The organism is Cellulomonas sp. HD19AZ1, from assembly GCF_004535805.1.
Classification (GTDB): domain Bacteria; phylum Actinomycetota; class Actinomycetes; order Actinomycetales; family Cellulomonadaceae; genus Cellulomonas; species Cellulomonas iranensis.
On the sequence record NZ_SPHX01000002.1, the window covers coordinates 418,779 to 434,093 of the forward strand.

General features: G+C 74.6%; 15 protein-coding genes. 1 reads left to right on the forward strand and 14 read right to left on the reverse strand.

Features of this window, described 5'->3' with window-relative positions; genetic code table 11:
• Positions 1-24 precede the first annotated feature (24 nt).
• From E4A51_RS05435 to prfB, 6 genes are all read right to left on the reverse strand, one after another.
• Entirely contained in the window at positions 25-1,944 is a 1,920-nt protein-coding gene (locus E4A51_RS05435; RefSeq protein WP_070318380.1) for a DUF2207 domain-containing protein, read from the reverse strand.
• A complete protein-coding gene (gene smpB, locus E4A51_RS05440) occupies positions 1,941-2,417 on the reverse strand; it encodes an SsrA-binding protein SmpB (RefSeq protein WP_134851081.1) in 477 nt (158 codons plus the stop codon). Before smpB ends, E4A51_RS05435 begins: the two co-directional genes overlap by 4 nt.
• A 137-nt stretch (positions 2,418-2,554) precedes the next feature.
• Positions 2,555-3,967 (reverse strand): M23 family metallopeptidase, encoded by a 1,413-nt coding sequence (locus E4A51_RS05445; RefSeq protein WP_240696389.1) that lies wholly within the window; start codon positions 3,965-3,967, stop codon positions 2,555-2,557.
• A 2-nt stretch (positions 3,968-3,969) separates the two neighbouring features.
• Positions 3,970-4,884, reverse strand: coding sequence for a permease-like cell division protein FtsX (gene ftsX / locus E4A51_RS05450; RefSeq protein WP_046527936.1), 915 nt, complete (start codon positions 4,882-4,884; stop codon positions 3,970-3,972).
• A 12-nt stretch (positions 4,885-4,896) separates the two neighbouring features.
• On the reverse strand, positions 4,897-5,586 hold the full coding sequence (gene ftsE / locus E4A51_RS05455) for a cell division ATP-binding protein FtsE (RefSeq protein ID WP_046527935.1): 690 nt from the start codon (positions 5,584-5,586) through the stop codon (positions 4,897-4,899).
• Between the two features lie 188 nt (positions 5,587-5,774).
• Entirely contained in the window at positions 5,775-6,890 is a 1,116-nt protein-coding gene (gene prfB / locus E4A51_RS05460) for a peptide chain release factor 2 (RefSeq protein ID WP_070318378.1), read from the reverse strand.
• Positions 6,891-6,971: 81 nt separating this feature from the next.
• Between prfB and E4A51_RS18245 the strand changes: the two genes are divergently transcribed.
• A complete protein-coding gene (locus tag E4A51_RS18245; protein WP_156441924.1) occupies positions 6,972-7,139 on the forward strand; it encodes a hypothetical protein in 168 nt (55 codons plus the stop codon).
• A gap of 13 nt (positions 7,140-7,152) precedes the next feature.
• Here E4A51_RS18245 and E4A51_RS05465 read toward each other — a convergent pair whose 3' ends face one another.
• From E4A51_RS05465 to E4A51_RS05500, 8 genes are all read right to left on the reverse strand, one after another.
• A complete protein-coding gene (locus E4A51_RS05465) occupies positions 7,153-8,043 on the reverse strand; it encodes a universal stress protein (RefSeq protein WP_070318377.1) in 891 nt (296 codons plus the stop codon).
• Between the two features lie 103 nt (positions 8,044-8,146).
• Positions 8,147-9,388, reverse strand: a complete 1,242-nt coding sequence (locus tag E4A51_RS05470; protein ID WP_134851082.1) for an MFS transporter — start codon at positions 9,386-9,388, stop codon at positions 8,147-8,149.
• A complete protein-coding gene (locus E4A51_RS05475) occupies positions 9,378-9,731 on the reverse strand; it encodes a hypothetical protein (RefSeq protein WP_070318375.1) in 354 nt (117 codons plus the stop codon). The genes E4A51_RS05470 and E4A51_RS05475 overlap by 11 nt, the downstream gene beginning before the upstream one ends.
• Positions 9,728-10,420 (reverse strand): cupin domain-containing protein, encoded by a 693-nt coding sequence (locus E4A51_RS05480; protein ID WP_167748828.1) that lies wholly within the window; start codon positions 10,418-10,420, stop codon positions 9,728-9,730. The genes E4A51_RS05475 and E4A51_RS05480 overlap by 4 nt, the downstream gene beginning before the upstream one ends.
• Before the next feature lie 41 nt (positions 10,421-10,461).
• Positions 10,462-11,601, reverse strand: coding sequence for a sedoheptulose 7-phosphate cyclase (locus E4A51_RS05485; protein WP_134851084.1), 1,140 nt, complete (start codon positions 11,599-11,601; stop codon positions 10,462-10,464).
• Between the two features lie 2 nt (positions 11,602-11,603).
• Positions 11,604-12,827, reverse strand: a complete 1,224-nt coding sequence (locus tag E4A51_RS05490; RefSeq protein WP_134851085.1) for an acyltransferase — start codon at positions 12,825-12,827, stop codon at positions 11,604-11,606.
• Positions 12,802-14,415 carry an FAD-binding oxidoreductase gene (locus tag E4A51_RS05495; RefSeq protein ID WP_134851086.1) on the reverse strand — a complete coding sequence of 538 codons (1,614 nt, stop codon included), beginning with the start codon at positions 14,413-14,415 and terminating at the stop codon, positions 12,802-12,804. The genes E4A51_RS05490 and E4A51_RS05495 overlap by 26 nt, the downstream gene beginning before the upstream one ends.
• On the reverse strand, positions 14,412-15,299 hold the full coding sequence (locus E4A51_RS05500; RefSeq protein ID WP_134851087.1) for a hypothetical protein: 888 nt from the start codon (positions 15,297-15,299) through the stop codon (positions 14,412-14,414). Before E4A51_RS05500 ends, E4A51_RS05495 begins: the two co-directional genes overlap by 4 nt.
• Positions 15,300-15,315: the final 16 nt, after the last annotated feature.

Sequence of the window (15,315 nt, forward strand, 5' to 3'; positions counted from 1 at the left end):
GCGGCACGCGTCACGGGCGCGGGCTCACCAGCCCCCGCCGCCCCCGCCGCCGACGCCACCGCCGGAGAACCCGCCGCCGCTGAACCCGGACCCGCCCGAGGACCCCGGCGTGGGTGCCGTGATGGCCGACGTCGCGACGGACTCGAAGCGGTCGAGCGCGCCCACGAACCCCGTGGCCCAGAACGCGTGCGCGGTCGGCGCGTACGACCCGACGTACCAGCCGGGCTGCTCGAGCACGCGCCCCTGCGCGGCGAGCTCGGCGAACACGCGCGCCCACCGGTCGGTCAGGCCGAACACGATCGCGTACGGCAGGTACCGGCTGAAGACGTCCTCGCCCTCCTCGAACCGCAGCTGGTTCGCCTCGGCCGTCGCGAGGTACCGGCGGAACCCGAGGGCCTGGGCCAGCACCGCGGTGCCGTCGGCCGTGCGCGCGGGCGCCCGGTTGGACACCGCGAGCACCAGCACCCCGACCAGCGTGATCGCGATGCCCACGAGCGCCAGCCCGGGGACCGTCTCGATCGCCATCGCGACGAGCGCCACCGCGACGCCGAGCCCCATGATCCCGAACGCCGATGCGAGCCACGCGTTGCGCACCTTCTTGGGGTTGCCGCGGAACCAGCCGACGCTCGCGACGTGCTCGTACATCATGTCCTGCACCTTGGCGAGCGACGACGCGAACGTCGTGCTCAGGTCGGACAGCTGGACGCGGTCCTCCTCCTCGAACAGGTCGGACAGCAGCCACGCCTCGAACGGCAGCAGACCCTCGGTGCCGGCGCGCAGGCGCACCAGCGTCCAGTCCTTGGGCTTCTTCTTCGGGTTGGACCGCGGCACCTCCTCGATGCGCAGCCAGCCGCGCACCGCGAGGTCGACGATGGTCGCCGTGACGTCGACGGGGTCGGCCTTCTCGTCGACGAGCGTGCCGATCTCCCCCGGCCGCGCGTCCTGCGGCGGCTGGAACTGCACGCTCACGGGCATGCGGCGGTCGCGGTACCCCGTCGCGACCTCCTGGCCGTCGGCCGGGCGCAGCCCGGGCGTCAGGCCGAGGTACGCGCGGTCCCGGCCCGTGCGGCGCACGCGCCGCACGACCAGGCCGCTGCCGACCAGCAGCAGCGCGCCCGCCAACGCCCCGGCGGGGTTGGCCGGTGCGAGCGGCAGCGTCGGGTCGGGCTTGGGGCGCAGGATCGGCTGCACGCCCGGGAACGTGCCGCCGGGCCACCCGGTGACGGTCGTCAGCTGGTCGCCGACCGTCACGACGTCCTGCGTGAACGACGCCGTCCCCCCGTCGGTCGTCACCGACCGGCAGGGCGTCGTCGAGCCGTACGGGCCCACGAAGCACGCGGCGCCCTCGACGGGCGCGGGCCCCGACACGGTGACCGACAGCTGCGACAGCGGGATCTCCCACCCGGGGCCGATGACGTTCCAGTACAGCTCGTCGCCCGAGTGCTGCGCGTTCGCGGGGTTGATCCAGCCGTCGACGGTGAAGGTCACGACGTACGTCTGCACGCCCGTGACGTCGTCGACGTCCTCGTCCCCGATGCGCAGGACCATCGCCGACGTCTCGTCCTCGCGGTCCACGCCGGCCGGCGCGCCCGTGGGGCTCGACGCCCGCACGTCGCTGAACTCGAACACGCGGTCCTGCTCGTCGTCGTAGGACACCCGCGTCGGGAACGTGAGGTACGGCCCGTGCCCCGGGTCGTCGCCGTAGTCGAAGTCGAGCTCGATGCGCACGTCGACGCTGCCGTCGACGGCCGCGTCGGCCGTCACGTCGTAGCGCGTGATCTCCCGCCCGCTGGACAGGTCGCCGGGCGCGGGCGCCGCGAGCGCCACGGGCGGCGCGAGCAGGATCACCCCCAGCGCCACGACGAGCACGAGGGCGAGCACGGCGAGCCGCCGCACCGCACGCGCCAGAACAGGGTCGGATCCGTCCGGACGCACGTCGGTCACCGGTCGCGTCGCTCCCTCATCGCTCGCTGCGCCTCGAGGTTGTCCTGCCGCTCGCGCAGGGCCTGGCGCTTGTCCCAGTCCTTCTTGCCGATCGCCAGCGCGATCTCGACCTTGGCGCGACCGTCGAGGAAGTACAGCGCGAGCGGCACGATCGTGTGCCCCTTCTCGCGCGTGCGCGCCTCGAGACGATCGATCTCCTCGCGGTGGAGCAGCATCTTGCGCTTGCGCCGCGGCGCGTGGTTGGTCCACGTGCCCTGCGAGTACTCGGGGATGTGCACGCCGTGCAGCCACGCCTCGCCCGACTCGATCTCGCCCCAGCCGTCCACCAGCGACGCGCGGCCGGCGCGCAGCGCCTTGACCTCGGTGCCCGTGAGCACCAGGCCGGCCTCGAACACGTCCTGGATCAGGTAGTCGTGCCGCGCCTTGCGGTTGGCGGCGACCATCGTGCGGCCGTCCACCTTCGCCTTCGCCACCGCGCGGCCCTCCGTCCCTGTGCTGTCCCGTGCCCGGTGCTCGGGCGGTCGTCGCGGCGGTCCTCACGACCGCCGACGTCCGACACTACCGGCGCCCACCCGCGTCGTCCCACGGGAATCCGCGGACGACGCGCAGGTCACAGCCCCAGGTACGGCCGCGGGTTGGTCGTCGAGCCGTTGACGTACACCTCGAAGTGCAGGTGGCAGGCCGCCGACGTGCCGGTGTTTCCCGCGTAGCCGAGCAGCTGGCCGGCGCTCACGCGCGCCCCGGCGCCGACGACGAACGACGACATGTGGTTGTAGCTCGACATGAGCGACGACCCGTCGACCCAGCCGTGGTCGACCATCACCTGGTTGCCGTACCCGCTGCGGAACCGGGCCCACTGCACGGTCCCGTCGCGGCCCGCGTAGACGGGCTCGCCGCAGCGATCGCGCAGGTCGATGCCGGCGTGCATGCGCATGTAGCCCAGCACGGGGTGCATGCGCATGCCGTACTCGGAGGTCACGTAGATCGGGTTGTGCGCGGTGGGGTTGCCGAACTTCGCGCCGGGGCGCGCACCGCCGGGCTGCGGGCTCGTGCCGCCGCCGCCACCGGTGCCGGTGCCACCACCACCCCCGCCGCCGTTGTTCTGGCCGGCCTGCGCGCGGCGCGCCGCCTCCTCGGCCTCGCGCTGCTGACGCTGCTGCTCGACGATCTGCGCGAGCTCGCCCGCGAGCTTGCCCCGCTCGGCGTCCGCGGCCGCGGCCTGCGCCTCGACCTCGGCCTTGCGGCCCGCGATGGCCGCCTGGCGCTCCTGCTGCTCGGCCACGAGCTGGTCGAGCGCCTGCTTGGCGCTGGCCGCCTCGGCCTGCGCCTGCTGCGCCTCGGCGAGCTTCTGGTCGGCCGCGGCCTTGAGCTCGTCGACCTTCTCGCGCACGGCCTGCTGCCGCGCCTGCGCGTTCTTGTTCCGGGCCGCGAGCTCGGTGAGCTCGTCGAGCACCTGCGTCTGCGTGCGCATCGCCGTGGACACGAGCCCGTACTTGCGGACGAAGTCCTGCGAGCTCTCCGCGTCGAGCATCACGCTCATGCTGGAGACGTCACGCCCGCCCTGGTAGGCGCTGCGCGCCATCTGGCCGATGGCCGCACGGATCTCCTGCTCGCGCTCGCCGTCGACGACGATCTGGTCGCCGATCGACGCCTCCTCGTCGCGCGCCGCCTGCAGCCGTGCGGCGAGGATCTCGGCCTCGCGCTGCGCGGCCTGCGCGGCGGCGACGGCCTCGTCGAGCCTGCTCTGCGCGGCGGGCAGCTGCGCCTCGACCTCCGCGAGCCGGGCGACCGCGTCCGCGAGCTCGCCGCCGAGCTCCTCGAGCGTCTCCTCGAGGGCCGCGGCGCGCTGGTCGGCCTCGGCCTGGCGGCGCTCGACGTCGGCGCGCTTGTTCGACAGGTCGTCGGCGAGCGCCGGCGCCGAGCCGGCGACGAGCGCCGGGACGGCGACCGCGAGCGCGGCGACGAGCGCGACGCCTGCGTGCAGCGCGCGGCGGGTGCGGGAGGGACGGTCGGGTCGGCGCATGCTCACACCTTCGTGTAGCGGCTGAGGGTGACGAGGGACGAGATCGCGGCGAGCACGAACGCGACGAGCACCAGGAGCGGTGCGATCGTCAGGACGTCCGACGTCCCGACGTACGGGATCCACGTCACGGACTTGCCGAGCCAGTCGGTGACGAGGTATTCGACCCCGAGCCACAGGCCGCCGATCGCGAGCCCCGCGCCGAGCGTCGCAGCGATCGCGCCCTCGAGCATGAACGGCAGCTGGATGAACAGCGTGGACGCACCGACGAGCCGCATGATGCCGGTCTCGCGGCGGCGGCTGAGAGCGGACAGCCGGATCGTGGTGGTGATCAGCAGCACGGCCGCGAGCAGCATGATCGCGGCGAGCCCGCCGGCGGCCCACGTGGCGCGGTCGAGCACGAGGAAGAGGTTGTCGAACAGCCGCCGCTGGTCCTGCACCGACTCGACGCCCGGGCGACCGGACACGACGTCGGCGACGACCTGGTACTGCTCGGGGTCCGTCAGCTTGATGCGCAGCGACGAGTTCATGTCGTCGGCGGTGGCGGCCGACGCCCAGAACTGGTCGCCCCACTGCCGCTTGAACGTCTCGTACGCCTCCTCCTTCGACTCGGTGAAGATCTGCTCGACGTAGCGCGCGACGTCGGGCGCGTCGAGCGCCGCGAGGATGTCGTCGCGCTGCTCCTGCGTCACCTCACCGGCCGCGCACGTGGGCGCCGCGGAGTTCTCGGGGCACAGGAAGACCGAGACCTCGACCTTGTCGTAGAAGTCGTCCTTCATCTTGCCGATCTGCGTCTGCAGCAGCGCGGCGGCACCGAGGAAGGTCAGGCACACGAACGTCACGAGCACGACCGACACGGTCATCGACAGGTTGCGGCGCAGGCCGATGCCGATCTCGGACAGGATGAACTGGGCGCGCATCTCCCGATCCCCTCAGCGGTCCGAGCCGTAGACGCCGCGCGACTGGTCGCGCACGAGCTCACCGGTCGACAGCTCGACCACGCGCTTGCGCATCTGGTCGACGATCTCGTCGTCGTGCGTGGCCATGACGACCGTGGTGCCGGTGCGGTTGATGCGGTCGAGCAGGCGCATGATCCCCAGGGACGTCGTCGGGTCGAGGTTGCCGGTGGGCTCGTCGGCCAGCAGGATCGACGGCCGGTTGACGAACGCGCGCGCGATCGCGACGCGCTGCTGCTCACCGCCCGACAGCTCGTGCGGGCGACGCTTCTCCTTGCCGGCGAGCCCGACCATGTCGAGCACGTCGGGCACGGTCGTGAGGATGTGGTGACGCGGCTTGCCGATGACCTGCAGCGCGAACGCGACGTTCTCGAAGACGGTCTTGTTGGGCAGCAGGCGGAAGTCCTGGAAGACCGCGCCGATCTGCCGGCGCAGGTGCGGGACCTTGAAGCCGGACAGCGTCCCGAGCTCCTTGCCGGCGACGAACACCTTGCCGGCCGACGCGCGCTCCTCGCGCAGCACGAGCCGCAGGAACGTCGACTTGCCGGACCCGGACGCGCCCACGAGGAACACGAACTCGCCGCGCTCGACGTCGAGCGTCACCCGGTCCAGCGCGGGCCGTGCGCCGCGCGCGTAGACCTTCGTCACGTTCTCGAACCGGATCACGACCGACCTCGCCTCGTCCTCTCGGGGGGCACGCCCCCGACGGCCCGCGGTCCGCGAGCCCCATCGAGGGTAGGAAGGCGTTCACCCGCTCGGGCGCAGGACACGCCGCCCCGTCGCCTGTGAATCACGCGCAACGCCCGACTCGTCCCGTTCCGTCCCGGACGTGCGTCCGGGACGGGTCGGCGGGCTCAGGCGTCCGCGACCTGCTGCGCCCGGCGCCAGCGCACGCCGGCCTCGATGAAGTCGTCGATGTCGCCGTCGAACACCGCGGCCGGGTTGCCGACCTCGTGCTCGGTGCGCAGGTCCTTGACCATCTGGTACGGCTGCAGCACGTACGAGCGCATCTGGTCGCCCCAGGACGCCTTGATGTCGCCCGCGAGCTCCTTCTTCTTGGCGTCCTCCTCGGCCTTGCGCACGAGCAGGAGCCTCGACTGCAGGACGCGCAGCGCGGCGGCGCGGTTCTGGATCTGCGACTTCTCGTTCTGCATCGACACGACGATGCCGGTGGGGATGTGCGTCATGCGGACCGCGGAGTCGGTCGTGTTGACGGACTGCCCGCCGGGGCCGGACGAGCGGAACACGTCGACCTTGATCTCGGACTCGGGGATCTCGATGGAGTCGGTCTGCTCGATGAGCGGGATGACCTCGACGGCGGCGAACGACGTCTGACGTCGCCCCTGGTTGTCGAACGGCGAGATCCGCACGAGGCGGTGCGTGCCGGCCTCGACCGACAGGTGCCCGAACGCGTAGGGCGCCTTGACCTCGAACGTCGCGGACTTGAGCCCGGCCTCCTCGGCGTACGACGTGTCGAGCACGGTCGTCGGGTAGCCGTGGCGCTCGGCCCAGCGCAGGTACATGCGCAGCAGCATCTCGGCGAAGTCGGCGGCGTCGACGCCGCCGGCGCCGGCGCGGATCGTGACGACGGCCTCGCGCTGGTCGTACTCGCCCGCGAGCAGCGTGCGGACCTCGAGCTCGCCGAGGTCCTTGCGGATGCCGACGAGCTCGGCCTCGGCCTCGGCGAGGGTGTCCTCGTCGTCCTCCTCGGCGGCCATCTCGACGAGCGTCTCGAGGTCGTCGATGCGGCCGCGCAGGCGCGTGACGCGGTCGAGCTCGGACTGCGCGGCGGACAGCGCGCTCGTGACCTTCTGGGCGGCCTCGGGGTCGTCCCACAGGTCGGGGGCGGACGCCTGCTCGGAGAGCTCGGCGATCTTCGCCCGCAGCGCCGTGGGGTCGCTCACCGACTCGATGGAGTCCAGCGTGGTGCGCAGGTCGCGGAGCTCGGCGGGGAAGTCGGTGGTGGCCACGGCGGTCCAGGCTACCCGCTCCGCGCCGCACGAACGGGCGTGCGGCGACGCGCCCGGACGACGCGGGGGCGACACCGGGTCGTGACGCGTCGCGACGACGCGGCCCGGCTCGTCCGCGGCGCGTCCGTCGGCGCCCGCCGGCACGCGCGCGACCTGCCCGTCGCCCCGCCCGTGGTCGGCGCGGGCGGCCGGGCCGTGGTGCCCGCCCGGCCGGTGGTGCGCGGCGGCACGCCACCCGGGCCCGTCTGAGGCGCGGCGGGGTTCAGGCGGCGCCGCGCGCGACGAGGACGGGGCACGCCGCACGCGCGACGAGCCACTGGCTGACCGAGCCGAGCACGAGCCCGCCCAGGCCGCCGAGGCCCCGCGTGCCGACGACGAGCAGGTCGGCGCGCTCGGCGTGCTGCGCGAGCACGCGGGCCGCCGGCCCCTCCGCGACGACGCCGTCCACGGTGACGCCCTCGGCGCCCGCGAGCCGCACGAGCGCGGCGTCGAGCGCCCGCTCGGCGGCCTGCCGCGCGAGGTCGGCCGGCGACGTGCCGGGCTGCTCGGCGAGCCAGGACACGAGCGAGCGGTTGGTGGGAGGCTCCTGCCAGCACGCGACGACGGTGAGCCGGGTCGCGGTGCTGGTGGCGATCGCGTCGGCGCCCGTGACGGCGGCGTCGACCGCGGCGAACGAGGCCGCCGACCCGTCGACGCCGACGACGACGTGCCCGGTGGGCTGCGGCGCGACCTGCGTGCGGGGCACCACCACGACGGGGCACGGCGCGTGCTGCAGCACGCCGAGCGACACCGACCCGAGCAGCACGCCCGACAGCCGCCCCGCGCCCTGCCGTCCGACGACGAGCAGCCGTGCGTCCTGCGCGAGCCCGACGAGCGTGCGCGCGGGCGGGCCGTCGTCGAGGACCGCGGTGACGGCGAGCCCGGGCGACTGCTCGCGCGCGACCTGCGCGCCCTCGTCCGCGACCTCCTGCGCACCCTGCCGGACGTACGCCGACGCGGTGCGCAGCGGCGGCACGTCGAGCTGCCCCTGCAGCCCCCACACGTGCACGACCCGCAGCTCCGCGCCCAGCCGGTGGGCCGCGACCGCCGCCCACCGCACCGCCGAGACCGCCTCCGGCGACCCGTCGTACCCGACCACCACGTGCGTGCCCATCGCGCCCTCCCCGAGGCTCGGCCGTGCTCCGATCGTCGCGCGGGGTGCCGGGTGCGGCAAGGCGCGGGCCCGACACCGCCTGCGGCGCGACGGCGCGGGTCTGCTACCCCCCGCGCCGCACGAGTCGCCGGGCCCCGTCGCCGTCCCGCGCCGGTGCGCCCCACCTGCCGGGCGCCGCGGGGCCGCCGCCGCCCGCGTGCCCGGGAGACCCGTGCCCGGGAGACCGCCGTGCCGGCCGCTGCACGACGGCGCACGCGGCGATCGCGACCGCCGCGGCCACGAGCAGCGCACCGCCCAGGAGCGGCGGCGCGCCCGGTCCGCGCGACGACGCCGCACCGCCCAGGGCGGCACCGGCGGCGATGCCGACGTTGAACGCGACGACGGCGACCGCCGAGGCGAGCGTCGCGCGGTCGCCCGCGATCGCGAGCATCTCCGACTGCACGAGGGCGGGCAGCAGACCGAAGCACAGCCCTGCGACGACGCCCGCCGCGACGACGGCCACGGGCGCACCGGTCGCCGCGAGCGCCGCCAGCAGCACACCTTCCACGGCGGCCACGGCGCACGCCCGCGGCAGTCGGGACCGTCCGGACAGCGGACCCGCGACGAGCGCGGCCACCACGACCGCGACGCCGTACGCGCCCAGCGCCGCCGTCGCGGAGCTGCTGGCGCTCTCCGCGAGCGGCGTCAGGAACGTGTAGAAGGTGAAGTGCCCCGCCAGCGCGAGCGCGAACGCCGCGGCCAGCGCCAGCACCGCACCGGGCGGCGCGCCGCCGGCACGACCGTCGGCGGCCGCGGCACGCACGCGCTCGGGCGGCGCACCGGCCGCGGCGAGCGCGACGGCCACGGCCGCGACCAGGAGCGGCACGCGCCACGACCACGTCGAGAGCGCCTCGACCACCGGGACGCCGAGCGCGAGGGCACCCGCGTTGCCCAGCAGCACGTGGGCCACCGCCCGCTCGGGCCGCCCCGACGAGCGTGCCGCCAGCGCGAGCGCGAGCGGGAAGAAGCACCCGTGCGCGACGCCGGTGAGCGCACGCGTCACGAGGAACGCCGGCAGGTCCGCAGCGGCGACGCTGAGCGCGGCAGCCGCCGCGAACACCGCGCCCGCGACGACGACCGCACGCCGCAGGGGCGCGGCGCGCAGCAGCAGCGCGCCGGGGACCGCGACCACGGCGGTCGCCGCGGCGTACGCGGTGGACCCGAGCGCGACGCGCTCGACGCCCGCGCCCAGGTCGCGCGCGATCGTCGAGACGGCTCCCACCGGCGCCATCTCGACGGTCACGGCGAAGAACACGGCGACGGGCAGAGCCGCGCGCGCGGCCGCGTCCCGCAGGTCAGACGGCACGCTCGGCCACCGGCAGCTCGGGCACGCGGGGCGGCAGCGCCGCCGTGACGCGGGCCGCGAGCCCCCGCACGCTCAGCACCGCGGTCGGCACGCGGGCCGTCAGCTCGCCTCCGGCGCCCTCCGGCACGAGCACGACGCTCCCCGGGCCGGCGGTGCCGCCGTCGACGTCCACCTCGCCGGACAGGACCACGACCAGCTCGTCGACGCCGTGCGGGGCGTCGAAGGAGAGCCGCTCGCCGGCACCCAGCCGGTGGTGCTCGACCGACTCGGTCTCGCTGTGGAGCATGCCGCGACGCACGAGGCACGTCCACGTGTCGTCGGGGTCGACGCGCGTGACGATCATGCCGGCCCCACGCGCAGCTCGACCGTGAACAGCTCGCATTCCTCGGCGGCCGTCAGCCGCCCGCGCGTCCCGGCCGGGACGAGGAACGCGGCGGGCGCCGTGACGCTGCTGGTCGCGCCGGGCAGGTCGAGGACCGCGGAGCCGGCGTTCACGAACCCCGCGATCTCGCTGCTGTCGGCCCCCGTCACCAGCTCCTCCCCCGCCAGCAGGACGTGGCGGTCGACGGCCACCAGCGGGCCGTCGAAGACGGTCGTGGTGTCGACGTGGGGCGTGACGGTCAGGTCGGTGAGGTGCACGGGCACGGGGCGGCTCCGGGGGGTGACGGGCCCCGGCGGTGCCGGGGCGGCGAGGGCGGCCTGCGTGGCCGGGGCGAGGGTCTCGACGACCCACCAGCTGAGGTCGTGGTCGCCCGTGTTGCGCAGGCCGTGCGTGTTGCCCGGCGGCGTGAGCGCGAGCGACCCGCGACGGACCGCGTGCGGACGACCGTTGAAGAAGAACTCGCCCTCGCCGTCGAGGACCAGGTAGATCTCCTCGGTCCGGGTGTGGCGGTGCTCTCCGCTCACCGCGCCGGGCGGCAGCGTGGCCCACTCGACGGCCTCGGTGGGCGACTGCAGGTGGCGTCGCGTGTAGAACGCCTTCCATCCGGTGCGGCCGGGGCTGCCGTGCACGCCGTGGATCACGGCGTGCACGGCAGGGGTCCGCGGCGGCGGCGCCGGGAGACCGGTGACGTTCACGCCGTCGCCTCGAGCCCGGCCGTCGAGAGGACCGCGACGGCCTGCAGGCCCGCGGCGATGTCCTCACGCGTCACGTCGTCGACGAACGTCGCGGCGCCGATGCCGACGGGCAGCGGCAGGCGCTGCCGCCCGTCGCGGTGCCGCGTCGTGTCCTCGAGCGCCCGGACGAGGTCGTCGAGGCGCATCGCCGGGTGCGTGGTCGGCAGCCCGAGACCCGTGAGCGTCGCGAAGACGCGGTCCGCCTGCTCGGCGGTGACGAGGCCACGGTGCAGCGCGACGCCCGTGGTCAGCGCCATGTCGAGCCCCACCGCCTCGCCGTGCAGGAGCTCGGGCAGGGCACGCATCTCGATCGTCGGGCTGAAGGTGTGCCCGTAGTCGACGACACGCTCGAGGACGTGCTCCCAGAGGTTCGGGCGGAGCTCGTCGAGCATGCCGCCGATCGCCCGCTCGAGGATCTCCCGCTCGACGGACGTGCCGGACTGGAACCGGGACCGCAGGACGGCGGACCCGTGCGCCTCGAGCAGGTCGAACAGGCGCTCGTCCTTGATGAGAGCGATCTTGAGGATCTCCGCGAGGCCGTTGGACACGTGCCGGGCGTCGAGGGTCGCGAGGAACGTCGTGTCGAGCACGCTGCGCGAGGCCGCGAAGTAGGTCCCGATCTTGTTCTTCCCGGCCCGGAAGTTCACGCCGGTCTTGACCCCGACGCTCGCGTCGACGATCCCGATGAGCGTGGTCGGCACCCGGACGAACGGGGTGCTCCTGCGGTAGATGCTGCTGGCGAAGCCGACGATGTCCGTGAGCACGCCGCCGCCGATCGCGATGATCGGCTCGCGGCGCCGGTCGAGCTTGAACGCGTCGACCGCCTCCAGGACGGTCTCGACGGCGGACCACTGCTTGCTGGCCTCGCCGTGCGGCAGGACGAGGACCTGGTGATCGCGCAGGTTCGTCCGCGCGTAGGCCCGGATGCGGTCGCCGTAGATCTCGTCGACCGTGCTGTCGGTGACGATGAGGCGACGCGCGCCGCGCTCACCGTCGAGCAGGGCGGGGTTGTCCGGGTGGAGCACGTCGGTGGTGGTCTCGACGCGGTACTCCACGGGTTGGTGGGCGGACACGGTCCAGGCGCTGGCGATGGTCATGGTCAGACCTCCTGTGACGACGCGGTGGCGGGGACGGTGAGCGGGACGACGGCGGGGGCTGCGGGGGCTGCGGGTCGGCGGCGTGCGGCTCGCGACGGCAGCCGCAACGCCCGCAGGCGCGTGTTGGCGGGCGTCTCGACCCAGCGCCAGAGTGCCCAGGCAGCGCCGAGGCTGACGGCGAAGACGAGCACGACCAGCAGGACCGCCACGAGCGGCGGCAGGCCTGCCGCGGGGACGAACCGGCGCGTGGCGGTGAGCACGATGTCGTGCACCATGTAGAGCGCGAACGAGATCTCGCCGAGCCGGACCGCCAGGGGCGTGGTGAGCACGGCCGGCGGCGTCGGAGCCTGCGCGACCGCGACGACCAGCGCCGTCACGGGCAGCACGAACACGGCGTCGAGCGTCCACAGCACGGGCACGACCAGGCTGAGCAGGTAGCCGGCGGCGACGAGCCCGAGCGCCACGACCACGGGCACGCGGGGCAGCGCACCCTCCCGCACCGCGCGGGCCGCGAGCATCCCGAGCGCGAACTCCAGGAACCGGACCAGCGGGAACGCGTACACCGACCACACCTGCAGCACCGAGGCCCCGAGCAGCGGCGACTGGGCGTGCGCGGGGCCGAAGACCGCCCCGACCGGCAGCTGCCGGGCCACCAGCGGCAGGAGCACGACGACCACGACCAGGGCCGCCCCGGCGGTGACCAGGTGGCGCCGCGGCACGCGTGCGACGAGCGGCAGGGTGACCGGGAAGAGCGCGTAGAAGACCATCTCGGCGGACAGCGACCAGCTCGGGTGGTTGATGCTGAAGAAGGCCGTGTCGCGCGGCACCCAGGAGTGCAGCAGGAGCAGGTTGGCTCCCGCCTCCCACACGAGCGCACCCCCGAGACCGGCGACGGCCAGGGCCACGGCGAACGTCACGACGTGGTTGGGCACGATCTTGGCGACGCGGCGCCACAGGAACCGCCCGGGGGTGTCCCCCGGACGCGCGGACCACGTGAGGACGAAGCCCGACAGGACGAAGAAGAACGTGACGCCGAGCCAGCCACCGTTGCGCAGCACGCCCTGCAGGGGGTCGACGAGCGCGGGTGCGTCGAGGAAGAAGCGGTTGAGGGACAGGTGGAAGACGACGACGACCAGCGCGGCGAGGAAGCGCAGGCCGGTGAGCGCGTCGAGGCGACCGTGCGGCGCGCCTGCGGGCTGGTCAGCTGACCGGGAGGCTCTGTGCATGGCTGAAGAGTCCCTTCGGGTCGTAGGCCGCCCGCGCCCGGACGAGGCGCGGGAGGTTGTGCTTGTAGTAGAGGTCGAGCGAGCTGAGGCCCGAGGTGTTGTGGGCCGGGTCGTCGAGGTCGGTGTCGGCGTAGTTGACGAAGGCGCCGTCGGTGTCGGCGTTCGGGACGGGGACGCCGCCGGTGTCCGCGAACATGGCGGCGTAGGTCGAGCGGGTCCACGCCAGGTTCGCGGCGTCGTCCTCGGGGTCGTCCCAGATGGACACCACCTGGAACTTGATGATCGAGTCACGCTGCGCGACGGCGGTCGCGTCGGGGGCCACGGTGTTCACCGCCCCGCCGTAGGACGCGATCATGAGCAGCGCGCCGGGGTGGGAGAACGACGGGTCGGTCAGGGCGCGGTAGGCCGCCGCGACCGCGGTCGGGGTCCAGGTACGACGCAGGTACGCGGACTTGCCGTCGAACCTGCGCGTCGGGTCGGGTCCGGTGAAGCCGGTCCACTGCGTCCCCTGCAGCCAGGGCACGCGTCGACGCTGCAGCACGGTCGGCACCGGGATGCCCTGTGAGAGCGCTCCTACGTGACGGTCGAGGACGCCGTCCGCGTCGGGCACGCCCGCGTCGACGACCGTGTCCAGGGTGATCGTGCCGTTGGCGCGGTGCCAGGTCTTCAGCTGCGAGAACAGGCCGGCCTCCGGCGTGCCGGCCGCGCTGTGCTCCTCGTGCCACCGCCCGTGGTTCGCGAGCAGCCGCCCGAAGCTCGCCTCGTCGAGGTCGTCCCACCGCCACGCGACGGTCGAGAGGATCACGTGCCGCGGCGGGGTGGGCAGGGCGGCCTCGGGCCGGTCGCCCGCGGCCGCCGGCGACCGCAGCCAGTACCGCGTCGCGACGCCGAAGTTGCCGCCGCCACCGCCCGTGTAGGCCCACCACAGCTCATGGTCGGGGCTGCGGGGGTCGCGCGTCCCGACGGACGTCCGCACCGTGCCGTTCGCGCGCACGTGCACGGCCTCGACCGCGGCGAGGTGGTCGACGACGAGGCCGTCGCGGCGGTTCATGCTGCCGTAGCCGCCGCCCGCGATGTGTCCACCGGCCGCCACGGTGGGGCAGTTGCCTGCCGGGACGTACACGCCCCACTGCTTGTAGAGCAGCTGGTACACGGCGCCGAGCTGGGCCCCCGCACCGACCTCGAACGCGCGCCGGCGCGGGTCCCAGCGCACCTGGTTCATCGCCGCGAGGTCGATGATCGCGGTGACGTCGTCGTTCGAGACGAAGCTCTCGTACCCGTGGCCGCCGCTACGGACGGCGGGCCTCAGCCCTAGCCGCTGGATCGTCCGGATCTCGGCCGCGACCTCGCCCGCGTCCCGCGGGAAGGCGATCCGTCGCGGCGACCCGATCCACCGCAGGTTGGTGCCCTGCCGCAGGTCCTCCCACTGCTCGGAGGCCGGGGTGACGACCCGGTACGGACCCGGCGCGGGCGGACGCGCGTCCTCGGGCGGCGCGTCGAGGCCCCGGAGCCCGATCCCGGCGAGCGCCGCGGCCCCGAGCGTCGCCGTGCCCGCGCCGAGGAACGCGCGTCGTGAGGTGGTGGTCATGCGGGGACCCTCCGTGCGATCGGGGTGCGGGTGTGCGCCGCACCGTCCTCGTACGGCAGGGTGCCGTCGGGGAGGTTGATGAGCTCGAGCTGCACCCCGGTGGGTGACAGCACGTAGTTCCAGCGGTCGCCCGCGATCGGGCCGTCCGTGATCGTCTCGGGCTCGCCGAGCGGCACGAACCCCCCCGCCTCGAGGAGCGCCGCGCGCGCCGCGTCGACGTCGTCGGCGTGGAAGGCGACGTGGTGCCCGCCGACGTCGCTGTTGGCGGGACGCGGTCCCGCACCGGGGGCGTCGAGCACCGCGACGGCCGCGCCGCACTCCCCCGCGAGCACGACGCCGCGGGCGCCGAACGCGTCGACGCCGCCGGTCCGCCGCAGCCCGAGCACCGACTGCAGCTCGTGGACGAACGGCGCGACGTCGCCGCGGTGCACGAACAGGGCGCCGAGCAGCTCGTCCGTCCCGGGCTGCAGCGCGAGCGCGATCCCCGAGGGCAGCAGCACCTCGAACCCGCCCGGGGCGTGCGCCGGGCGCACGGCCGCCACGCGGGCGAGCTCGCGCGCGGCGGCGGCCGGGTCGGGCGTGCGCCGCAGCAGCGCGAAGCCTCCCGCCTGACCCGGCAGCGGACCGGGACGGCGCGGTCCGTCCCCGGCGTACTCGAAGAGCTCGAGGTTGACGGCGAGCGCGTTCACGGCCGCGACCCGCAGCGCGAACGCCCCCCGGGCGCCCAGCTTCTCCGTCATCCACCCCGGGTACGGCTCGTCGAGGGGCCCCTCGACGTAGCAGAGCCCTGCGCCGAGCGCGTCCCCGAGGTCCCTGACCGCGTCGTCGAGGTTCGCGACGGTGAGCCCGAAGTGGTCGATCCCCCGTGTCGGTGCGTGCGACATCTGCCCCCCTGTCAGT

Excerpts from the sequence above, each read along its gene's own strand:
- E4A51_RS05445 (WP_240696389.1), bottom strand. The coding sequence starts at position 3,967 with ATGCGCCGACCCGACCGTCCCTCCCGCACCCGCCGCGCGCTGCACGCA.
- ftsX (WP_046527936.1), bottom strand. The coding sequence starts at position 4,884 with ATGCGCGCCCAGTTCATCCTGTCCGAGATCGGCATCGGCCTGCGCCGC.
- E4A51_RS05465 (WP_070318377.1), bottom strand. The coding sequence starts at position 8,043 with ATGGGCACGCACGTGGTGGTCGGGTACGACGGGTCGCCGGAGGCGGTC.
- E4A51_RS05475 (WP_070318375.1), bottom strand. The coding sequence starts at position 9,731 with ATGATCGTCACGCGCGTCGACCCCGACGACACGTGGACGTGCCTCGTG.
- E4A51_RS05485 (WP_134851084.1), bottom strand. The coding sequence starts at position 11,601 with ATGACCATCGCCAGCGCCTGGACCGTGTCCGCCCACCAACCCGTGGAG.
- E4A51_RS05490 (WP_134851085.1), bottom strand. The coding sequence starts at position 12,827 with ATGCACAGAGCCTCCCGGTCAGCTGACCAGCCCGCAGGCGCGCCGCAC.
- E4A51_RS05495 (WP_134851086.1), bottom strand. The coding sequence starts at position 14,415 with ATGACCACCACCTCACGACGCGCGTTCCTCGGCGCGGGCACGGCGACG.
- E4A51_RS05500 (WP_134851087.1), bottom strand. The coding sequence starts at position 15,299 with ATGTCGCACGCACCGACACGGGGGATCGACCACTTCGGGCTCACCGTC.